A 16,131-nucleotide genomic window follows, 5' to 3' on the forward strand; every position below is an offset into this window, starting at 1 on the left:
CAGCGGGCACTGAGCCACGGCTGACCCGGCCCACCGGATATGGTCTGCACATCCGGTGGGCCGTTCCATGTCATGGGCCGATTTCCGGCCCCGGGCACCCGTCTGGCAAAATGAACGACCGTCCTCGTCGAGGACAGTGTCAGCCCGTCTCCGGTTACGTACCGCGCGGCGGTCACAGCACTTGACGCAAAACCGGGCCCACCTGGTGTGGGTCGCTGAATTGCGACGTGACCAACCTTCGAAAGGAAGCAGTCTCATGGCTGTTCGTATCAAGCTGACCCGCATGGGCAAGATCCGCAACCCGCAGTACCGCGTCGTCGTCGCCGACGCCCGTACCCGTCGTGACGGCCGCGCGATCGAGTCCATCGGCAAGTACCACCCGAAGGAAGAGCCCTCCCTCATCGAGATCGACTCGGAGCGCGCCCAGTACTGGCTGTCCGTCGGCGCCCAGCCGACCGAGCCGGTGCAGCGTCTGCTGGAGATCACCGGTGACTGGCAGAAGTTCAAGGGTCTGCCGGGCGCCGAGGGCACCCTGAAGGTCAAGGCTCCGAAGCCGTCCAAGCTGGACCTCTTCAACGCCGCGCTGGCCGCCGCCGACAACGAGCCCGTTGCCGAGGCCGTCACCCCGAAGAAGAAGGCCGCCAAGAAGGACGAGGCCGCCGAGGCCGAGGCCACCACCGAAGCCGCCGAGTAATGACCGCCGTGGTTGCCGATGCCGTCGAGCACCTGGTGCGCGGCATCGTCGCCAATCCCGACGACGTCCACGTCGAGCTGATCACCAGCCGTCGTGGCCGGACCGTCGAGGTGCACGTGCACCCGGACGATCTGGGCAAGGTGATCGGGCGCGGCGGTCGTACCGCGACCGCACTGCGCACCCTGGTCGCCGGGATCGGCGGTAAGGGCATTCGCGTCGACGTGGTCGACACGGATCAGTAGATGGAACTGGTCGTCGGGCGGGTCGCCAAATCGCACGGGGTGCGTGGCGAACTCGTCGTAGAAGTCCGCACCGACGAGCCGGAACTGCGTTTCGCGCCCGGCAGCAGCCTCACGGGGCGGCTGCCGAAGGCGAAGCAGACGCAGCAGTACGTAGTGGAGTCGGCCCGGGAGCACTCGGGCCGGCTCCTGCTGCGTCTGGACGGCATCGGGGACCGGACCGCCGCGGATGCGTTGCGCGGCTTGCTCTTTCTCGTCGACACGAAGGATCTGCCGCCTTCGGAGGATCCGGACGAGTACTACGATCACGAGCTCGAGGGCCTGACCGTCCAGCTCGGTGACGGCACGGTCGTCGGCACGGTGCGGGAAGTCCTGCATTCCGCTGCGGGAGAACTGCTCTCGATCAAGGCGTCCGAGGCGTTCCCGCCCGCCGGCCGGGAGATCCTGGTGCCCTTCGTGAATGCGATCGTGCCCACGGTGTCGGTCGCCGACGGCCTGATCGTCATCGATCCGCCCGAAGGTCTGCTGGACCCGGAGTGAGCGCGATGCGTATCGACGTCGTCACCATTTTCCCCGAATACCTGGAGCCGATGCGAACGGCCTTGCTGGGCAAGGCCATCGACAAGGGGATTCTCGAGGTCGGGGTGCACGATCTGCGCCGCTGGACGCACGACGTGCACAAGGCCGTGGACGATTCGCCCTACGGCGGCGGTCCGGGCATGGTCATGAAACCCGTCGTCTGGGGCGATGCCCTGGACGAGGTGCTGCCCGATGACGCGCTCCTGGTCGTGCCCACTCCGGCGGGCGTGCCCTTCACCCAGCGCACCGCCGAAAGATGGTCCGCCGAAAAGCATCTCGTCTTCGCGTGCGGCCGCTACGAGGGCATCGATCAGCGCGTGTTCGACGATGCCGCCCGTCGCGTGCGCGTCGAAGAGGTCAGCATCGGCGACTATGTGCTGATCGGCGGCGAGGCGGCGGTGCTCGTCATGACCGAGGCCGTGGTGCGCTTGATTCCCGGAGTCCTGGGCAATCAGCAATCGCACGAACAGGATTCGTTCTCCGACGGTCTCCTGGAGGGCCCCTCCTACACCCGCCCGGTGTCCTGGCGCGGCCTGGAAGTCCCCGAAGTGCTGCTTTCGGGCAATCACGCCAAGATCGACGCTTGGCGCCGTGAGCAGTCGATTCAGCGCACGAGAGAACGCCGCCCCGAACTACTTCCCCCCGAGTAATCCTCCCGCTATCGTTCTCGCTCAGCCGCACCCGCGGTCTGCTCGAGTTCGATTCGGACGAGGAAAGGCAGGCGTGGAAGTGTTTCGGAAGTTCTTTGTCGCATTCGCCGTAAGTGTCGTGATCGCCGGTTCCGGTGAGGCTGTCGCGCAAGCGTTCACACCGCAGGATGAACTCCGTTTCCTGCTCATGGACGACTTGCATCAGAGCGACCAGTTCAAGTCCTACTCGGTCTCCCTCGGTCATAAGACCTGCGCCGATATCGACCGTAATGGCCCGGCGCGCAAGGCATCCCTGATCGCGTTCGATCGCCGTAATCCGGGCACGAATGTGGGCGTGAACGGCATGACCGCCACCGAGATCGACATCCTCGCCTACTGCCCGCAACACCTCGCCTCGTAATGCGCGGTGCGCCTATGTGTCGAGCCGTCGGGGCACGCCGGTAGTGTCTGCGGGCGTGACGACAGCCTCCGAAACCGTCAGCGCAGAAACCACCGGTGCCGAAAGCACCGTCCGCCTCGCCAGCGTCGGCCGGCGTATCGCCGACGAACTGGGGGTGGGGGAGAACCAGGTGCGTGCCGCCGTCGAACTCCTGGACGCCGGTTCGACCGTGCCGTTCATCGCCCGCTACCGCAAGGAAGTGACCGGCGGCCTCGACGACGCTCAGCTACGCACCCTCGACGAGCGCCTGCACTACCTGCGGGAGATGGACGAGCGGCGGGCATCGATCATCGAATCGATTCGCGGCCAGGGCAAGCTGGATCCCGAACTGCACGCGCAGATCATGCTCGCCGACACGAAAGCCCGCCTGGAAGACATCTACCTGCCGTACAAGCCGAAGCGGCGCACGAAGGCGCAGATCGCGCGCGAGGCCGGGCACGAGCCGGTGGCCGACGCACTGCTCGGCGACCCGAACACCGATCCGGCGCAGTACGACGCCGAACAGCTGGACGGCGCCCGGGCGATCCTGGTCGAGCGCTTCGCCGAGGACGCCGATCTCGTCGGTGAACTCCGCGAGCTGATGTGGAACCGCGGGCAGATCACCTCCACGGTGCGCGCGGGCAAGGAAGAGGTAGGCGCGAAGTTCGCCGACTACTTCGAGTTCTCCGAGCCGTTCACGAAGCTGCCGTCCCATCGGATTCTCGCGCTGCTGCGCGGCGAGAAGGAAGAGGTGCTGTCCCTGCACCTCGAAGCCGACACCGAGGAGCCGGAGGAGGGCGAGCGGACCGTCTACGAGGGCCGTATCGCGCACAAGTTCGGCATCGCCGCCCAGGGCCGCCCCGCCGACACCTGGCTGCTCGACACCGTCCGCTGGGCCTGGCGCACGAAGCTCCAGGTCAGCCTCGGCATCGACACCCGCATGCGGCTGCGCCAGTCCGCCGAACGCGACGCCGTGGACGTGTTCGCCGCGAACCTGCGCGACCTGCTCCTCGCCGCACCCGCCGGCACCCGCACGACGATGGGCCTGGACCCCGGCTACCGCACCGGCGTGAAGGTCGCGGTCGTCGATTCGACCGGTAAGGCCGTCGCGACCGAGGTGATCTACCCGCACAAGCCGCAGGGGCAGACCGAGAAGTCCCTGGCCGTGCTCGGTGCGCTCGTGGCGCGGTTCAATGTCGAGCTCATCGCCATCGGTAACGGCACCGCTTCTCGCGAGACCGACGCCCTTGCCGCCGAACTGATCTCCCGCATTCCGGACAAGAAGCCGACGAAGATCGTGGTCTCGGAAGCGGGCGCGTCGGTGTATTCCGCCTCGGCCTACGCCTCCGCCGAACTCCCCGACATGGACGTCTCCCTCCGCGGCGCGGTCTCCATCGCCCGCCGTCTCCAGGACCCTCTCGCGGAACTGGTGAAGATCGACCCGAAGTCCATCGGCGTCGGCCAGTACCAGCACGACATCTCCGAAACCCTGCTCGCCCGCTCCCTCGGCGCGGTCGTCGAGGACGCCGTGAACGCGGTCGGCGTGGACGTGAACACCGCCTCGGTGCCGCTTCTGTCCCGGGTCTCCGGCGTCTCGAACTCGATCGCGGAGAGCATCGTCGCGCACCGCGACGCGAACGGCCCCTTCCGCAGCCGCACCGGTCTGAAGGACGTCCCCCGCCTGGGCCCGAAGGCTTTCGAGCAGTGCGCCGGCTTCCTCCGTATCCGCGAGGGCGACGATCCCCTGGACAGTTCCGCCGTGCACCCCGAGGCCTACCCGGTCGTCCGCCGGATCCTCGACGCCTCCGGTCGCGGCGTCGCCGAGCTGATCGGAAATACGACCGCCCTCCGCGCCCTGAAGCCGGCCGATTTCACCGACGAGAAGTTCGGTGTCCCGACGGTCACGGATATCATCGCCGAGCTCGAGAAGCCCGGCCGTGACCCCCGCCCCGAATTCAAGACCGCCGAATTCGCCGCCGGCATCGAGAAGGTCGCTGATCTGCAGCCCGGCATGGTCCTCGAAGGCGTCGTCACGAATGTCGCCGCCTTCGGCGCCTTCGTCGACATCGGCGTCCATCAGGACGGCCTCGTCCACGTCTCGGCGATGTCGCATAACTTCGTGAAGGATCCGCGCGAAGTCGTGAAATCCGGTGACGTGGTGAAGGTGAAGGTCCTCGAGGTGGACGTCCAGCGCCAGCGGATCGGCCTGTCCCTCCGCCTCGACGACGAGCCCGGTAATGCGAAACCCGAACGCGGCCAGGGCGGTTCACGCGGCGGCCAGCAGCGCGGCGGCGGCGCCCCGCGCCAGGGCCAGGGCGGCGGCGGCCAGCAGCGCGGCCAGGGCGGCGGACGCCAGGGCGGCCAGGGCGGCCAGGGCAATCGCCAGCAGGACCGCCGAAACCAGTCGGCCCCCAGCGGTTCCATGGCGGACGCCCTCCGCCGCGCCGGCTTCGGCAAGTAACCCCCACCGCGATTCGCCAACGGGCGGGCTCCAGTCACCCTGAAGCCCGCCCGTCACGCTATCCACCCACCCCCAACTTGACCTTGGTACCTCACCGGGCATTTCGTCCCATTTCCCCACGCCCAAGTACCAAGGTCATCATCCCTCCAAGATCGACGGCACATGACCGTGGCGACTCGCCGAGGAACCCCCGCACTGATGTGCCACTGACCCCCGGGTCTGTTTCAACCCAGGGCATCTCGCCATCGAAAGCCCGAATCGAAGTTCGAAAGGCGACAACGGCCGGAACAACGCCGGAAGGTGACGTGACGGCTTCCATCAGGGGGACCACAGCCGGGGACGGCAGGCGAAGCGACCCCACTATCTAGTTGCCGCTCTACGGCCCCCGGCTACGAGGCTCTCGAAAGCCTCCACAGCGAAGTGATCTCAGCACTACGAGCGGCGAACAACGGATCGTCCACGTCCTGAGCCCGAGCATGCCGCGGCCGGGTATCGAGCCGATCGACAACCCGAAGCCCCGAGGTATCGAAGGCCGACAACAATTCTCGGCGAGTCCGCAGGCCGAGACGTTCGGCCAGATCGGAGAGGATCAGCCAGCCCTCACCATCAACGGTGAGATGCCTGCCGAGCCGATCGAGGAAGGCGCGCAGCATCCGACTGCCCGGATCGTAGATCGCGAAATCCAATGGCGTGCGCGGCTTTCCCGGTATCCAGGGTGGATTGCAGACCACGAGCGGTGCGCGCCCCGGCGGGTATAGGTCGGTACGCATCAGCTCGACCTGTTCGCCGTATCCGAGCCGATCCAGATTGTCACGAGCACAACCCAGCGCCCGCGTACTCGTATCGGTCGCCACGATCGACCGGACGCCCCGCCGCGCCAGCACCGCCGCGAGAACCCCGGTGCCGGTTCCGATATCGAACGCCAGCTCCCGCGATGGCAGCGGGGCGCGCGCGACCAGATCCACGTATTCGCCCCGTCCGGGAGCGAAGACTCCGTAGTGCGGATGAATCCGCGCATCCAGCGCCGGGACGTACACGCCCCGCCGCCGCCATTCGGAAGCACTTGCCACACCCCGCAGTTCGGAAAGCGATACCAGCGTCGATTCCGTACCCGGGCCGTATGCCTCGTGGCACGCCGCCGAGAAATCGGGCGCGCGTCGCAGGGCAAGCCGATGGCCGGGATCGAGTTCCACCAGCAACATCCCGAGGACGAGCGCCCGCCGGGTCCGTGCGTTCCGATACTTCCGATAGGCGAGCGCCATCGCCGCGCTGGAACTGGACGCCGGTGTCCCGGAGCTGGGTGTCGCTGTGCTGGAACTGGCCGCCGCTGTGCTCGAACTGGGCGTTGCTGTGCTGGAACTGGGCGTTGCTGTGCTCGAACTTGCCGCCGCTGTGCTGGAACTGGGCGTTGCTGTGCTCGAACTTGCCGCCGCTGCGCTGGAATCGGCCGTCGCTGTGCTGGAACTGGGCGTCGCTGTGCTGGAACTGGCCGCCGCTGAGCCGACATCGTCCGCCGCTGCGGGCGTTGCCGTTCGCGCCTCGGAGTCGGCGGCGAAAGTCACTCCGCCGAGCAGATGCATCGGCGGCTGGGGGCCGGAATCACGGGTGTCGTTCGGTTGAATGTGCTGTGCGGCACGACGATCTGTCGCGTCGGTGGGGAGGATCGGACCGCGCGCGTGACGCCGATCGTCGGCATTCCGGTCCAGTCTGGCGCGTAAGGCGTTCAGTAATTGGATCGCCTGGTGGAAGTCGCCGCGCCACAGCATCGCGGTGCCGTTTTGCGCGAGGCGCAGCGCCGCGTCCGCGCTGAGCCGATCGTCCACCACCGCGATACGGGCGGGCGGCGGCGAACCGTTCTCCGAACGCCAGCGCGCGTGACGCTGCCGCCCGTTCTCGATCCACCGGATCATGTCTGGGTTGTTCAAGTGAAGCTCGTTCCTCGAAGGTCCGGGAACGTGCGGATCGGCCATGGGCGCGTGGTGACAGCGCGCGAAATTCCGCCGGGAATCACGGCATTACCGGCCGATGCCGGGCACGACAGGACTGCGGTTCGGATACGGCCGCGGGGGAGCGGCCGGAACTACGTCAGTCCTGTTGTCAGAGAACGACTGCTGCGTGCGCCGGTGTTGTCACGTGACCGACGGTAGCGGCCGTCCGGTCCGTACCGCAATGTCACGGCTCCGACACCGGGGCGCACAATGGCGCTGGGTGCGGGTTCAACCGGTGTTGGCCGCACGCCGGTAGCGTGGCGGGGACGGTTGATCGCGGAGCTGATCGGGAGATGGCAAGCGCATGGAACTTCGCCGGTGGTGGCACGACGCGATCATCGAGAACGGTCGCTTGCCGCTGGCGTGCCTGCTCCTGGGGTTCATCGTCGGGTTCCTGCTGATCCGAATCAGCGTGCGGCTCATTCGCAAACAGGTGCGCTGGTGGCCCGGCAATCTTCGCGCCGGAGACGTGCACATTCACCACATGGTGTTCGGCGTGATCCTGGTGCTCAGTTCCGGCGTCGGCTTGATCACCCTGTACCAGAGCAGTGTCGGTGTGATCAGCGCGCTGGCCGCGTCGTTCGGTCTGGGCGCCGCTCTCGTGCTCGACGAATTCGCGCTCATCTACTACCTGCGCGATGTGTATTGGGAGGAGCAGGGCCGGACTTCGGTGGACGCGGTATTCGTCGCCATCGCCGTAACCGGGCTTTTGCTGCTCGGTTTCCACCCGCTCTGGCTGTTGGATATCAACGACTTCCGCAGTGACCCGAACGCGTACGAACGCGCGGTCGTGGTGATCTTCGCCTTCGTGAACCTGGTGCTGGCGGCCATCGTCATCGCCAAGGGAAAGATCTGGACCGGCCTGTTCGGCATGTTCTTCCTGCCGCTGCTGGTGGTCGGCGCGCTGCGCCTGTCCCGCCCCGGCGCACCCTGGGCACGCTGGCGCTACGGCACCCGGCGCGGGCTCATGCGCCGGGCGATCGTGCGCGAACGCCGCTACCGCCGCCCGGTGATCCGGGCCAAGATCTTCGTCCAGGACCTGCTCGCCGGAAAACCGGACGTGGTGCATGTCCGCCGCGCCGCCGAAGAGGAATTGGTGCGCACCGTGGTGCCCGCCCCGCCCGCGCCACTCCCGACACCCGGATCTGTAGCTGATCGGTTGCTGACTCATGGCCGGGGTGACAAGGTAGGTCCATGAGCTATGTCGTCGGCGATTATCTGCTCGATCGGCTCCACGAACTCGGCGTCACCGAAATATTCGGGGTGCCAGGCGATTTCAATCTGCAATTCCTCGACCATATCGTCGCGCACCCGAATATCGAATGGGTCGGCAGCGCGAACGAATTGAACGCCGGCTACGCGGCCGACGGCTACGCGCGCTTACGTGGCATCGGCGCGGTCGTCACCACCTACGGCGTCGGCGAACTCAGTGCGGTGAACGCCATCGCCGGGAGTTACGCCGAGCATGTGCCGGTGGTGCACATCGTCGGCGTCCCGGCGAAAGACATCCAGGCCAATCACCGCGTCATTCATCACACGCTCGGCGACGGCGATTTCCATCACTTCCGCCGGATCGCCGCCGAGGTCACCTGCGCGCAGGCCGATCTCGGCGCGGCGGATGCCTGCCAGGAGATCGACCGCGTGCTGAATTCGGTTCGGGTGCACCGGCGTCCGGGGTACCTCATGCTCGCCACCGACACCGCGCGCCTGGAAGTCGAGCCACCCGCCGCCCCGCTCGCCCCGCCCGCCGACTTCAGCAGCGCCGGGGCTCGCGTGGCCTTCGCGCAGGCGGCGCGGGAATTCCTGGCCGGGCGGCAGGTGGCGGTGCTCGCCGACGTCTTCGTGAACCGGGTCGGCGCGACCGACGAACTGCGCGCCCTCATCGCCGCCCGCGCCCTCCCGCACGCCACGCTGGCCTGGGGCAAGACGGTCGTGGACGAATCGGCCCCGAACTTCGTCGGCGTCTACACCGGCGCGGCCTCACCGGAGAGCGTGCGCGCTGCCGTCGAGGATTCCGAGCGGCTGGTGACGGTCGGTGTGCAGTACACGGACAGCATCACCGCCGGCTTCAGCCATCGCATCGATGCGCGGCGGACCATCGACATCGGCCCCGAACGCACGGTCATCGGCGGCGTCGACGCCTTCGCGCCGCTCTCGCTCACCGCCGCGCTGGAAATCCTCACCGCCCTCGCGGGCGAGTTCGCCGACCCCGTGCAGGCCCCGCACGAGGATGTCGAAGCGCGCCCGCTGACCACGCCGCCGGACACCCCGCTCAGCCAAGCCGCGCTCTGGCCCGCGGTTGCCGCCGCCCTCGGCAACAACAATCTCGTTGTCGCCGACCAGGGTTCGGCCTTCTTCGGCCTGGCCACCCTGCGCATGCCCGCCGGCATCACCTTTCTCGGCCAGCCGCTGTGGGGTTCCATCGGCTACGCCCTGCCCGCCGCGCTCGGTGCGGGCCTGGCCTGCCCGGACCGCCGCACGGTGCTGGTCATCGGCGATGGCGCGGCGCAGCTCACCATTCAAGAACTCGGCACCTGGATTCAGCGGCGGCTGACCGGCGTCATCATCCTGGTCGACAACGCCGGCTACGCCATCGAGCGGGCGATCCACGGACCGGAAGCCCAGTACAACGACATCGCCCCCTGGCGCTGGATCTTCCTCCCGCACGCTTTCGGCGGCGACGACAAAACCGTCCTGACCCTGCGGGCGACGACCGTGGGCGAACTGCAAGACTGCCTGAAGGCCGCCACCGCCGAGCAGAACCGACTGGTCTTCCTCCAAGTGGTGACCGGCAAAACCGACTACCCGCCCTTAGTCTCCGATATAGCCGCCGCCCTGACCCGCGCCAACACCAGGTCGTAGCCCCCGATTACCAGCGGCGTTCGGTGCTCTGGCACAATATCTGGGTTGCCCTGGGTGAACCATGCCCGGGCACCGCCCAATTATCCGGAGCACGAACCGGTCGAGCGCCTCACGGCCAGCCGCCAGGTTCCTCTGTTCGCGCGAAAACACATAAGGACGGAAATGAACACCCTCGACTTCGTCGATGAAAAGTCGCTGCGCAGCGACGTCCCGGACTTCCGCCCGGGTGACACCGTGAACGTTCACGTGAAGGTTATCGAAGGCAACAAGGAGCGCGTCCAGGTCTTCAAGGGCGTCGTCATCCGTCGCCAGAACGGCGGCATCCGCGAGACCTTCACCGTGCGCAAGGTGTCGTTCGGTGTCGGCGTGGAGCGCACCTTCCCGGTGCACAGCCCCAACCTCGACAAGATCGAGGTCGTGACCCGCGGTGACGTGCGTCGCGCCAAGCTGTACTACCTGCGCGATCTGCGCGGCAAGGCCGCCAAGATCAAGGAAAAGCGCTGAGCTAGCCCAGCATCCAGGATCGCCGAGTAGCCCGGCACCGCATGATTGTTCGCGGTGCCGGGCTACTCTGTTCCGGTGGCAGACGAGAGCGAGGCGGTGGCGGTGTCGGGATCCGACGACGACGGACGTGCACCGGCCCCCAAGCCGAAGAAGAAGCAGCGTCCGTTCTGGCAGGAGCTGCCCATGCTGGTCGGTTTCGCGGCGATCATCGTGGCGCTGCTGGTGACATTCATCGGCCGGCCGTACGTGATTCCCTCGCAATCGATGGAACCCACCCTGCACGGCTGCGCGGGCTGCACCGGCGACCGCATCTACGTGCAGAAGCTGAGCTACTACTTCGGTGATCCGAAGCCCGGCGACGTGGTGGTGTTCGTCGGCCCGACCGACGACTGGAACAAGCACTACAAGTCGATCCGCTCCTCGAACACCCTGGTGCGCGGCCTGCAGAACGGCCTGTCCTTCTTCGGCCTGGTGCCGCCGGACGAGAACGACCTCGTCAAGCGCGTCATCGCCACCGGCGGGCAGAAGGTCGAATGCTGTGACGCCCAGGGCCGAATCCTGGTGGACGGCAAGCCACTCGACGAGCCGTACGTGGTGCACAACAATCCGTTCGATCCCGCGCGGCCGGATGTGCCGTTCAATGCGGGCGGGCGCGCGTTCGGTCCGGTCACGGTGCCGGACGGCAATCTGTGGGTGATGGGTGACAATCGCGCCGAATCGGCCGACTCCCGCTACCACATGAAAGACGAACTGCAGGGCACGGTTCCGGTGGACGATGTCCGCGGCAAGGCCGTCTTCAAGATCTGGCCGCCGGGGCGGATCGGTCCGGTGCGGTCTCAGGACCCGCAGACGAACTGAGTTCCTACGGGATAATCGACCGGTGGGGAAGATGGCGAAGAGCACCCCGAAACAGCGGGGCGGCAAGAAGATCGAGCCGATTCAGCGCGGTGACTGGCCCCCGCGCGTCGTCATGCGGCGCGCGAGCGGGCTACGGACGCTCGAGGCCGCGCTGATCCGCAGCGGCCTGGGGCCGGTGGCGGGCGTGGACGAGGCCGGTCGCGGTCCGTCGGCCGGGCCGCTGGTGGTCGCCGCCTGTTTGCTGGCGCCCAAGGCGTACACCTCGCTGGCCGGTCTCGACGATTCCAAGAAGCTCACCGAATCGACCCGCGAAGAGCTGTTCCCGGTCATCAAACGGCTGGCCCTGGCCTGGTCGGTGATCGTCGTCCCGGCCTGGGAGATCGACGCCATCGGCATCCACGTGGCCAATATCGAAGGCATGCGGCGGGCCGTCGCGAGCCTGGATCCGGTACCCGGTTACGTCCTCACCGACGGCTTCCGGGTGCCGGGGGTTCCGGTGCCATCACTGCCGGTCATCGGGGGTGACGCGGCCGCCGCGTGCATCGCCGCGGCGAGCGTGCTGGCGAAAGTCACCCGCGACCGGATGATGGTGGATCTGGACCGGCAGTACCCCGGGTACGGATTCGCCGCCCACAAGGGCTACAACACCCCAGAGCACACCGAGGCCATACAGCGACTGGGCATCACCCCCGAGCACCGTCGGTCCTGGCGAAACGTCCGGGAGACCGGCCGAGTGGCTACCGCGTCGGTGCATGCGGGATGATGTCTCTACTACACCCAGTGTGGCGATAAGGAGGACGTTCCACCCGATGAGCGCCGAGGACCTCGAGAAATACGAAACCGAGATGGAGCTATCCCTGTACCGCGAGTACAAGGACATCGTCGGCCAGTTCTCGTACGTGGTGGAGACCGAGCGCCGCTTCTACCTCGCCAATTCCGTCGAACTGCGACCGCAGAACGCCGATGGCGAGGTGTATTTCGAGGTGCGTATGTCCGATGCATGGGTTTGGGACATGTACCGGCCGGCGCGCTTCGTGAAGCACGTTCGCGTCATCACCTTCAAGGACGTGAATATCGAAGAACTGGAGAAGCCTGACCTGCGGCTTCCGGAGTAATCCACAGCTTTCCGGTATCCACAGGTTTTCTGTTTTCCCAGGTCGGCATGGCCGGGTCCGTTCGCGGGCCCGGCCATGCTGGCTTTCATGGCACACAATCTCGCGCTCGGAGCGCACGGGGAGGACCTGGCGGCCGCGTATCTGCGCGACGCCGGGATGGAGATCGTGGCCCGCAACTGGCGCTGCCGGTACGGGGAACTCGACCTGATCGCACGGGCGCCGGACGGGCTGACCGTGTTCGTGGAGGTGAAGACGCGCAGCGGCCTGGGCTTCGGCCAGCCCGCCGAAGCGGTCACCTTCCTCAAACAGCAGCGCATCCGCCGGCTGGCCGTGGTGTGGCTGAACGAACAGCACGGGCCGTGGCTGCGGGTCCGGTTCGACGTGGTGTCGGTGCTGCTGCGGCCGGTCGGCGAACCCGAGATCAAACACCTCGAGGGGGTGTTCTGAGCATGCCGCTGGGCAGGGCGTTCTCGGTGGCGGTCAATGGTGTGGACGGGCAGCTGGTGGAGATCGAAGCCGATATCGGCCAGGGCTTGCCGTCGGTGCATCTGGTCGGGCGGCCGGACACCACCTTGCAGGAGTCGCGAGACCGGGTGCGGGCGGCGGTGACGAACACCGGTGAGAAGTGGCCGGACGGCCGGGTCATCCTGGCATTGTCCCCGGCCACGCTGCCCAAGGTCGGCAGCGTCTACGACCTGGCTTTGGCCGCGGCGGTATTGGACGCGGCGGGTGTGATTCCGGGTAAGCGACTGGCCGATACGGTCCTGCTCGGTGAGCTCGCCCTGGACGGCCGGGTGCGCCGCGTGCGCGGCATCCTGCCCGCCGTTCTCGCCGCCCGCACCGCTGGTCGCGGCACCGTCGTGGTCCCTACCGCCGCTTTGACCGAAGCCGGTCTGGTCGACGGTGTTCGTGTTCTCGGCGCATCCACCCTCGGCGAGTTGGTCGACTGGCTGCGCGGCGGTGCCGAGTTGCAGCCACCCGAACCCATGGAGGTCCCCGCTCTCCCGTCCATCGGCGATCTGAGTGAAGTGGTCGGCCAGGACCAGGCTCGCTGGGCCCTCGAAGTAGCGGCGGCCGGTGGTCACCACCTGCTCCTCACCGGCCCGCCCGGCATCGGTAAAACCATGCTGGCCCAGCGTCTCCCGAGCCTCCTCCCACCTTTGCGGGAACGAGAATCCCTGGAGGTCACCGCGATCCATTCGGTAGCCGGCACCCTCTCCGACGATCATCCCCTCATCACCGCGCCGCCTTTCGTTGCTCCGCACCACTCGTCCTCGGTGGCCGCCATGATCGGCGGCGGCTCGGGTTCGGCCCGCCCCGGCGCCGCCAGCTGTGCTCACCGCGGTGTCCTGTTCCTCGATGAATGCGCGGAGATATCGACCAAAGTCCTTGAAGCCCTGCGAACTCCACTCGAGGAAGGCGAGGTACGCATAGCCCGCCGCGATGGAGTGGCGCGCTATCCGGCCAGGTTCCAGCTCGTTCTCGCCGCGAATCCTTGCCCGTGTGCGCCCGCACGCGACATCGACTGTATCTGCGCGCCTTTGGCCAGGCGTCGCTATCTCGGAAAGTTGTCCGGTCCGCTGATGGACCGCATCGACCTCGCGGTCCAGATGCATGCCCAAGCGGCCGGGGCGTTCAGCGGCGACGAAGTCGAATCCAGCGAAGCGGTCCGCACCCGGGTCACGGCAGCCCGCGAAGCCGCCGCGAAACGCTGGGCCGCACTACAACTCGTCACCAATGCCGAAGTCCCCGGCCACGTCCTCCGCCAGCGCTTCCGCCTCCCCCGGGAAGCCTTGGCCCCCGTCGAACACGCCCTCCGCCACGGCCGCATGTCCGCCCGCGGCGCGGACCGCGCAATCCGAGTCGCCTGGACGGTCTGCGACCTCCGCGGCGGCGACCTCCCCACAGCCCAAGACGTCCTGCAAGCCATCAACTTCCGTCAGCGAGGAGTGTCATGACCCGCCAGCAGCCCAATGCCCTCGACCGCAGCACCGCCTCCAACCCCGCCGACGTTTTGCGCACGTCACCAGAAACCTGCCGCGAACCCTACGGCTGCGGTGGCTACGACGAAGACGGAAAGCCGTGCCCTTGCGGCGACGACGGCGGATGCGCGGACAGCGGCGAATGCTGCGCCTGCCTCGCACCCGGCAGCAATCCGACCACCAACGACATCCCACCCCACCTGCTGCCACTCGTCCCGCGCCCCGAGGACACTCCGGAACCGCCGAACGCTATGAAATGCGGCTGGATTCGCAACGGCCGCTATCGAAATCACTGCATGGGCAGGCGAGCCCTCTCGAACGGCGGCCGACATGAATAAAGAGCCGAACGAGTTCGAGTCGAGTAACCCCACCTCGAAACACACCGAGCCAGAGGAACTTCCAGGCGTTCCAGCCCCCATCGGTGCCCGGAACGAAGTCCCGGGCACCGATGCGCCTGTAGCCGTGCGAGGAGAACGTGCCGGCGATGAGTCTCGTATCGGCGCGAGGGGGGAATTCGCGGGCGGTCAGGCGTCTGTCGAGGCGGGAAAGGAGTTCGCGGGTGGTCAGATGTCGGTCGGGGTTGCGGGCGAATTCGGGTCCGATGAAAGGCGTTTGGCGTGGGTGTATTTGTCGCGGGTGGTGCAGGGGCCGTGTGCGGCGTTGTCGTCGTTGATCGAGTCGGTGGGGGTGGTGGAGGCGGCGCGGGCGGTTCGGGAGTGTGCGCTGCCGGAGGCGTTGCGGGGGCCTACCGAGTTGCGGCGTGGAATCGATGTGGCGGAGCGGGATTTGGCCACTATCGAACGGTTCGGGGGGCGGGTGGTGACGCCGGAGGATGCGGAGTGGCCTGCTTGGCGGATGCTCGGGTTGCGGCAGCTCGATCCGGAGCGGGACGAGGCCGGGGCCGCGCCGTTGGTGTTGTGGGTGCGGGGGTCTCGGTCGCTGGCGGAGTGCACCGAGCAGGCGGTTGCGGTGGTGGGGTCGCGATGCAGCACCGGGTACGGGAATCACGCGACGGGCGAGATCGCGGGCGAGTTGGCGGCGCGCGGATGGACGGTGGTTTCCGGGGCGGCGTTCGGGATCGACGGTATGGCGCACCGGGCTGCACTTGCCGTCGGCGGGACGACTGTCGCGGTGCTCGCCTGCGGTGCGGATCGGCCCTATCCGGTGCAGCATGATCGGTTGCTGGCAGAGATCGCGGACACCGGGCTGGTGGTGAGCGAGTATCCGCCGGGAACGACGGCGCGGAAGCATCATTTCCTGGCCCGGAATCGGCTGATAGCCGCTCTGGCAGACGGGGTCGTGGTGGTCGAGGCCGGATTGCGGAGCGGGGCCCGCAACACCGTCAAATGGTCGCGGCGGCTGGGCCGTCCGGCCATGGCGGTGCCCGGGCCGATCACCTCGGCGGCGTCGGCGGGATGCCATCGGATGATCCGAGACGGGGAGGCATTCATCGTGACCAGTGCCGAACAAGTGCTGGACGAAGCGGGACCCTTGCGCCTGTCGCTCCCGGGCGCGGTCCCCGCGAATCCCGAGGACAACCTCGCCGACGACGAAGCACTGCTGTACGCGGCCCTGCCCACGGCGGGTTCATGCTCGCCCCGCGCTCTCGTCACCACCACCGGCCTTTCGCTCCCCGCAGTCCGAGCCACCCTGTCCGCACTCGAGCTGGCCGGCCTCATCGGTTGCGACGGCGACGGGTGGTACCGCCTCGCCCCGTCGAATCGCTCAGCCACGGAGGAGGTTTCAGCCACCCACGACCGCCACCGTTGACCGCCGCCCAC

Annotated in this window: 18 protein-coding genes; 17 read left to right on the top strand and 1 reads right to left on the bottom strand. The window is 67.5% G+C overall.

Annotation, left to right across the window (positions count from 1 at the left end; genetic code table 11):
• The first annotated feature begins 256 nt into the window (after positions 1-256).
• From rpsP to LTV02_RS01485, 6 genes are all read left to right on the top strand, one after another.
• Positions 257-694: a 30S ribosomal protein S16 gene (gene rpsP, locus LTV02_RS01460; protein WP_067711328.1), complete on the top strand. Its 438-nt coding sequence runs from the start codon at positions 257-259 to the stop codon at positions 692-694.
• Positions 694-936, top strand: a complete 243-nt coding sequence (locus tag LTV02_RS01465; RefSeq protein ID WP_067574801.1) for an RNA-binding protein — start codon at positions 694-696, stop codon at positions 934-936. The genes rpsP and LTV02_RS01465 overlap by 1 nt, the downstream gene beginning before the upstream one ends.
• Positions 937-1,473: a ribosome maturation factor RimM gene (gene rimM / locus LTV02_RS01470; protein ID WP_067711330.1), complete on the top strand. Its 537-nt coding sequence runs from the start codon at positions 937-939 to the stop codon at positions 1,471-1,473. It begins immediately after the preceding gene.
• A 5-nt stretch (positions 1,474-1,478) separates the two neighbouring features.
• Complete coding sequence (gene trmD, locus LTV02_RS01475; RefSeq protein WP_067711332.1) at positions 1,479-2,162, top strand: tRNA (guanosine(37)-N1)-methyltransferase TrmD; 684 nt, start codon at positions 1,479-1,481, stop codon at positions 2,160-2,162.
• Positions 2,163-2,235: 73 nt separating this feature from the next.
• Positions 2,236-2,562 (top strand): hypothetical protein, encoded by a 327-nt coding sequence (locus LTV02_RS01480; protein WP_233037300.1) that lies wholly within the window; start codon positions 2,236-2,238, stop codon positions 2,560-2,562.
• A gap of 55 nt (positions 2,563-2,617) precedes the next feature.
• Positions 2,618-5,041, top strand: coding sequence for a Tex family protein (locus tag LTV02_RS01485; RefSeq protein WP_269821601.1), 2,424 nt, complete (start codon positions 2,618-2,620; stop codon positions 5,039-5,041).
• 389 nt (positions 5,042-5,430) lie between these two features.
• On the opposite strand, the gene LTV02_RS01490 is transcribed toward LTV02_RS01485, so the two are convergent.
• On the bottom strand, positions 5,431-6,234 hold the full coding sequence (locus LTV02_RS01490) for a methyltransferase (protein WP_233037302.1): 804 nt from the start codon (positions 6,232-6,234) through the stop codon (positions 5,431-5,433).
• A 115-nt stretch (positions 6,235-6,349) separates the two neighbouring features.
• Here LTV02_RS01490 and LTV02_RS01495 point away from each other — a divergent pair, with 115 nt between their 5' ends.
• The 11 genes from LTV02_RS01495 (at position 6,350) to dprA (ending at position 16,120) form a co-directional block, all read left to right on the top strand.
• Complete coding sequence (locus LTV02_RS01495) at positions 6,350-6,661, top strand: hypothetical protein (RefSeq protein WP_233037311.1); 312 nt, start codon at positions 6,350-6,352, stop codon at positions 6,659-6,661.
• 672 nt (positions 6,662-7,333) lie between these two features.
• Entirely contained in the window at positions 7,334-8,227 is an 894-nt protein-coding gene (locus LTV02_RS01500) for a hypothetical protein (protein WP_233037313.1), read from the top strand.
• Positions 8,224-9,891 carry an alpha-keto acid decarboxylase family protein gene (locus LTV02_RS01505; protein WP_233037315.1) on the top strand — a complete coding sequence of 556 codons (1,668 nt, stop codon included), beginning with the start codon at positions 8,224-8,226 and terminating at the stop codon, positions 9,889-9,891. The genes LTV02_RS01500 and LTV02_RS01505 overlap by 4 nt, the downstream gene beginning before the upstream one ends.
• A gap of 162 nt (positions 9,892-10,053) precedes the next feature.
• Positions 10,054-10,395: a 50S ribosomal protein L19 gene (rplS, locus tag LTV02_RS01510; protein ID WP_067699026.1), complete on the top strand. Its 342-nt coding sequence runs from the start codon at positions 10,054-10,056 to the stop codon at positions 10,393-10,395.
• A gap of 75 nt (positions 10,396-10,470) precedes the next feature.
• Complete coding sequence (lepB, locus tag LTV02_RS01515) at positions 10,471-11,253, top strand: signal peptidase I (protein ID WP_408639323.1); 783 nt, start codon at positions 10,471-10,473, stop codon at positions 11,251-11,253.
• Between the two features lie 112 nt (positions 11,254-11,365).
• Entirely contained in the window at positions 11,366-12,016 is a 651-nt protein-coding gene (locus tag LTV02_RS01520) for a ribonuclease HII (RefSeq protein WP_067711592.1), read from the top strand.
• Positions 12,017-12,062: 46 nt separating this feature from the next.
• Positions 12,063-12,368 carry a DUF2469 domain-containing protein gene (locus tag LTV02_RS01525; RefSeq protein WP_011210678.1) on the top strand — a complete coding sequence of 102 codons (306 nt, stop codon included), beginning with the start codon at positions 12,063-12,065 and terminating at the stop codon, positions 12,366-12,368.
• Between the two features lie 87 nt (positions 12,369-12,455).
• Positions 12,456-12,815, top strand: a complete 360-nt coding sequence (locus LTV02_RS01530; protein ID WP_233037324.1) for a YraN family protein — start codon at positions 12,456-12,458, stop codon at positions 12,813-12,815.
• 2 nt (positions 12,816-12,817) lie between these two features.
• Positions 12,818-14,326: a YifB family Mg chelatase-like AAA ATPase gene (locus tag LTV02_RS01535; RefSeq protein ID WP_067711342.1), complete on the top strand. Its 1,509-nt coding sequence runs from the start codon at positions 12,818-12,820 to the stop codon at positions 14,324-14,326.
• Complete coding sequence (locus LTV02_RS01540) at positions 14,323-14,688, top strand: hypothetical protein (protein ID WP_233037326.1); 366 nt, start codon at positions 14,323-14,325, stop codon at positions 14,686-14,688. The genes LTV02_RS01535 and LTV02_RS01540 overlap by 4 nt, the downstream gene beginning before the upstream one ends.
• A gap of 229 nt (positions 14,689-14,917) precedes the next feature.
• Positions 14,918-16,120 (top strand): DNA-processing protein DprA, encoded by a 1,203-nt coding sequence (gene dprA, locus LTV02_RS01545; protein ID WP_233037328.1) that lies wholly within the window; start codon positions 14,918-14,920, stop codon positions 16,118-16,120.
• Positions 16,121-16,131 lie beyond the last annotated feature (11 nt).

Origin of the sequence: Nocardia yamanashiensis (genome assembly GCF_021183565.1) — a bacterium.
In the GTDB taxonomy this organism is placed as follows: Bacteria; Actinomycetota; Actinomycetes; order Mycobacteriales; family Mycobacteriaceae; genus Nocardia; species Nocardia yamanashiensis.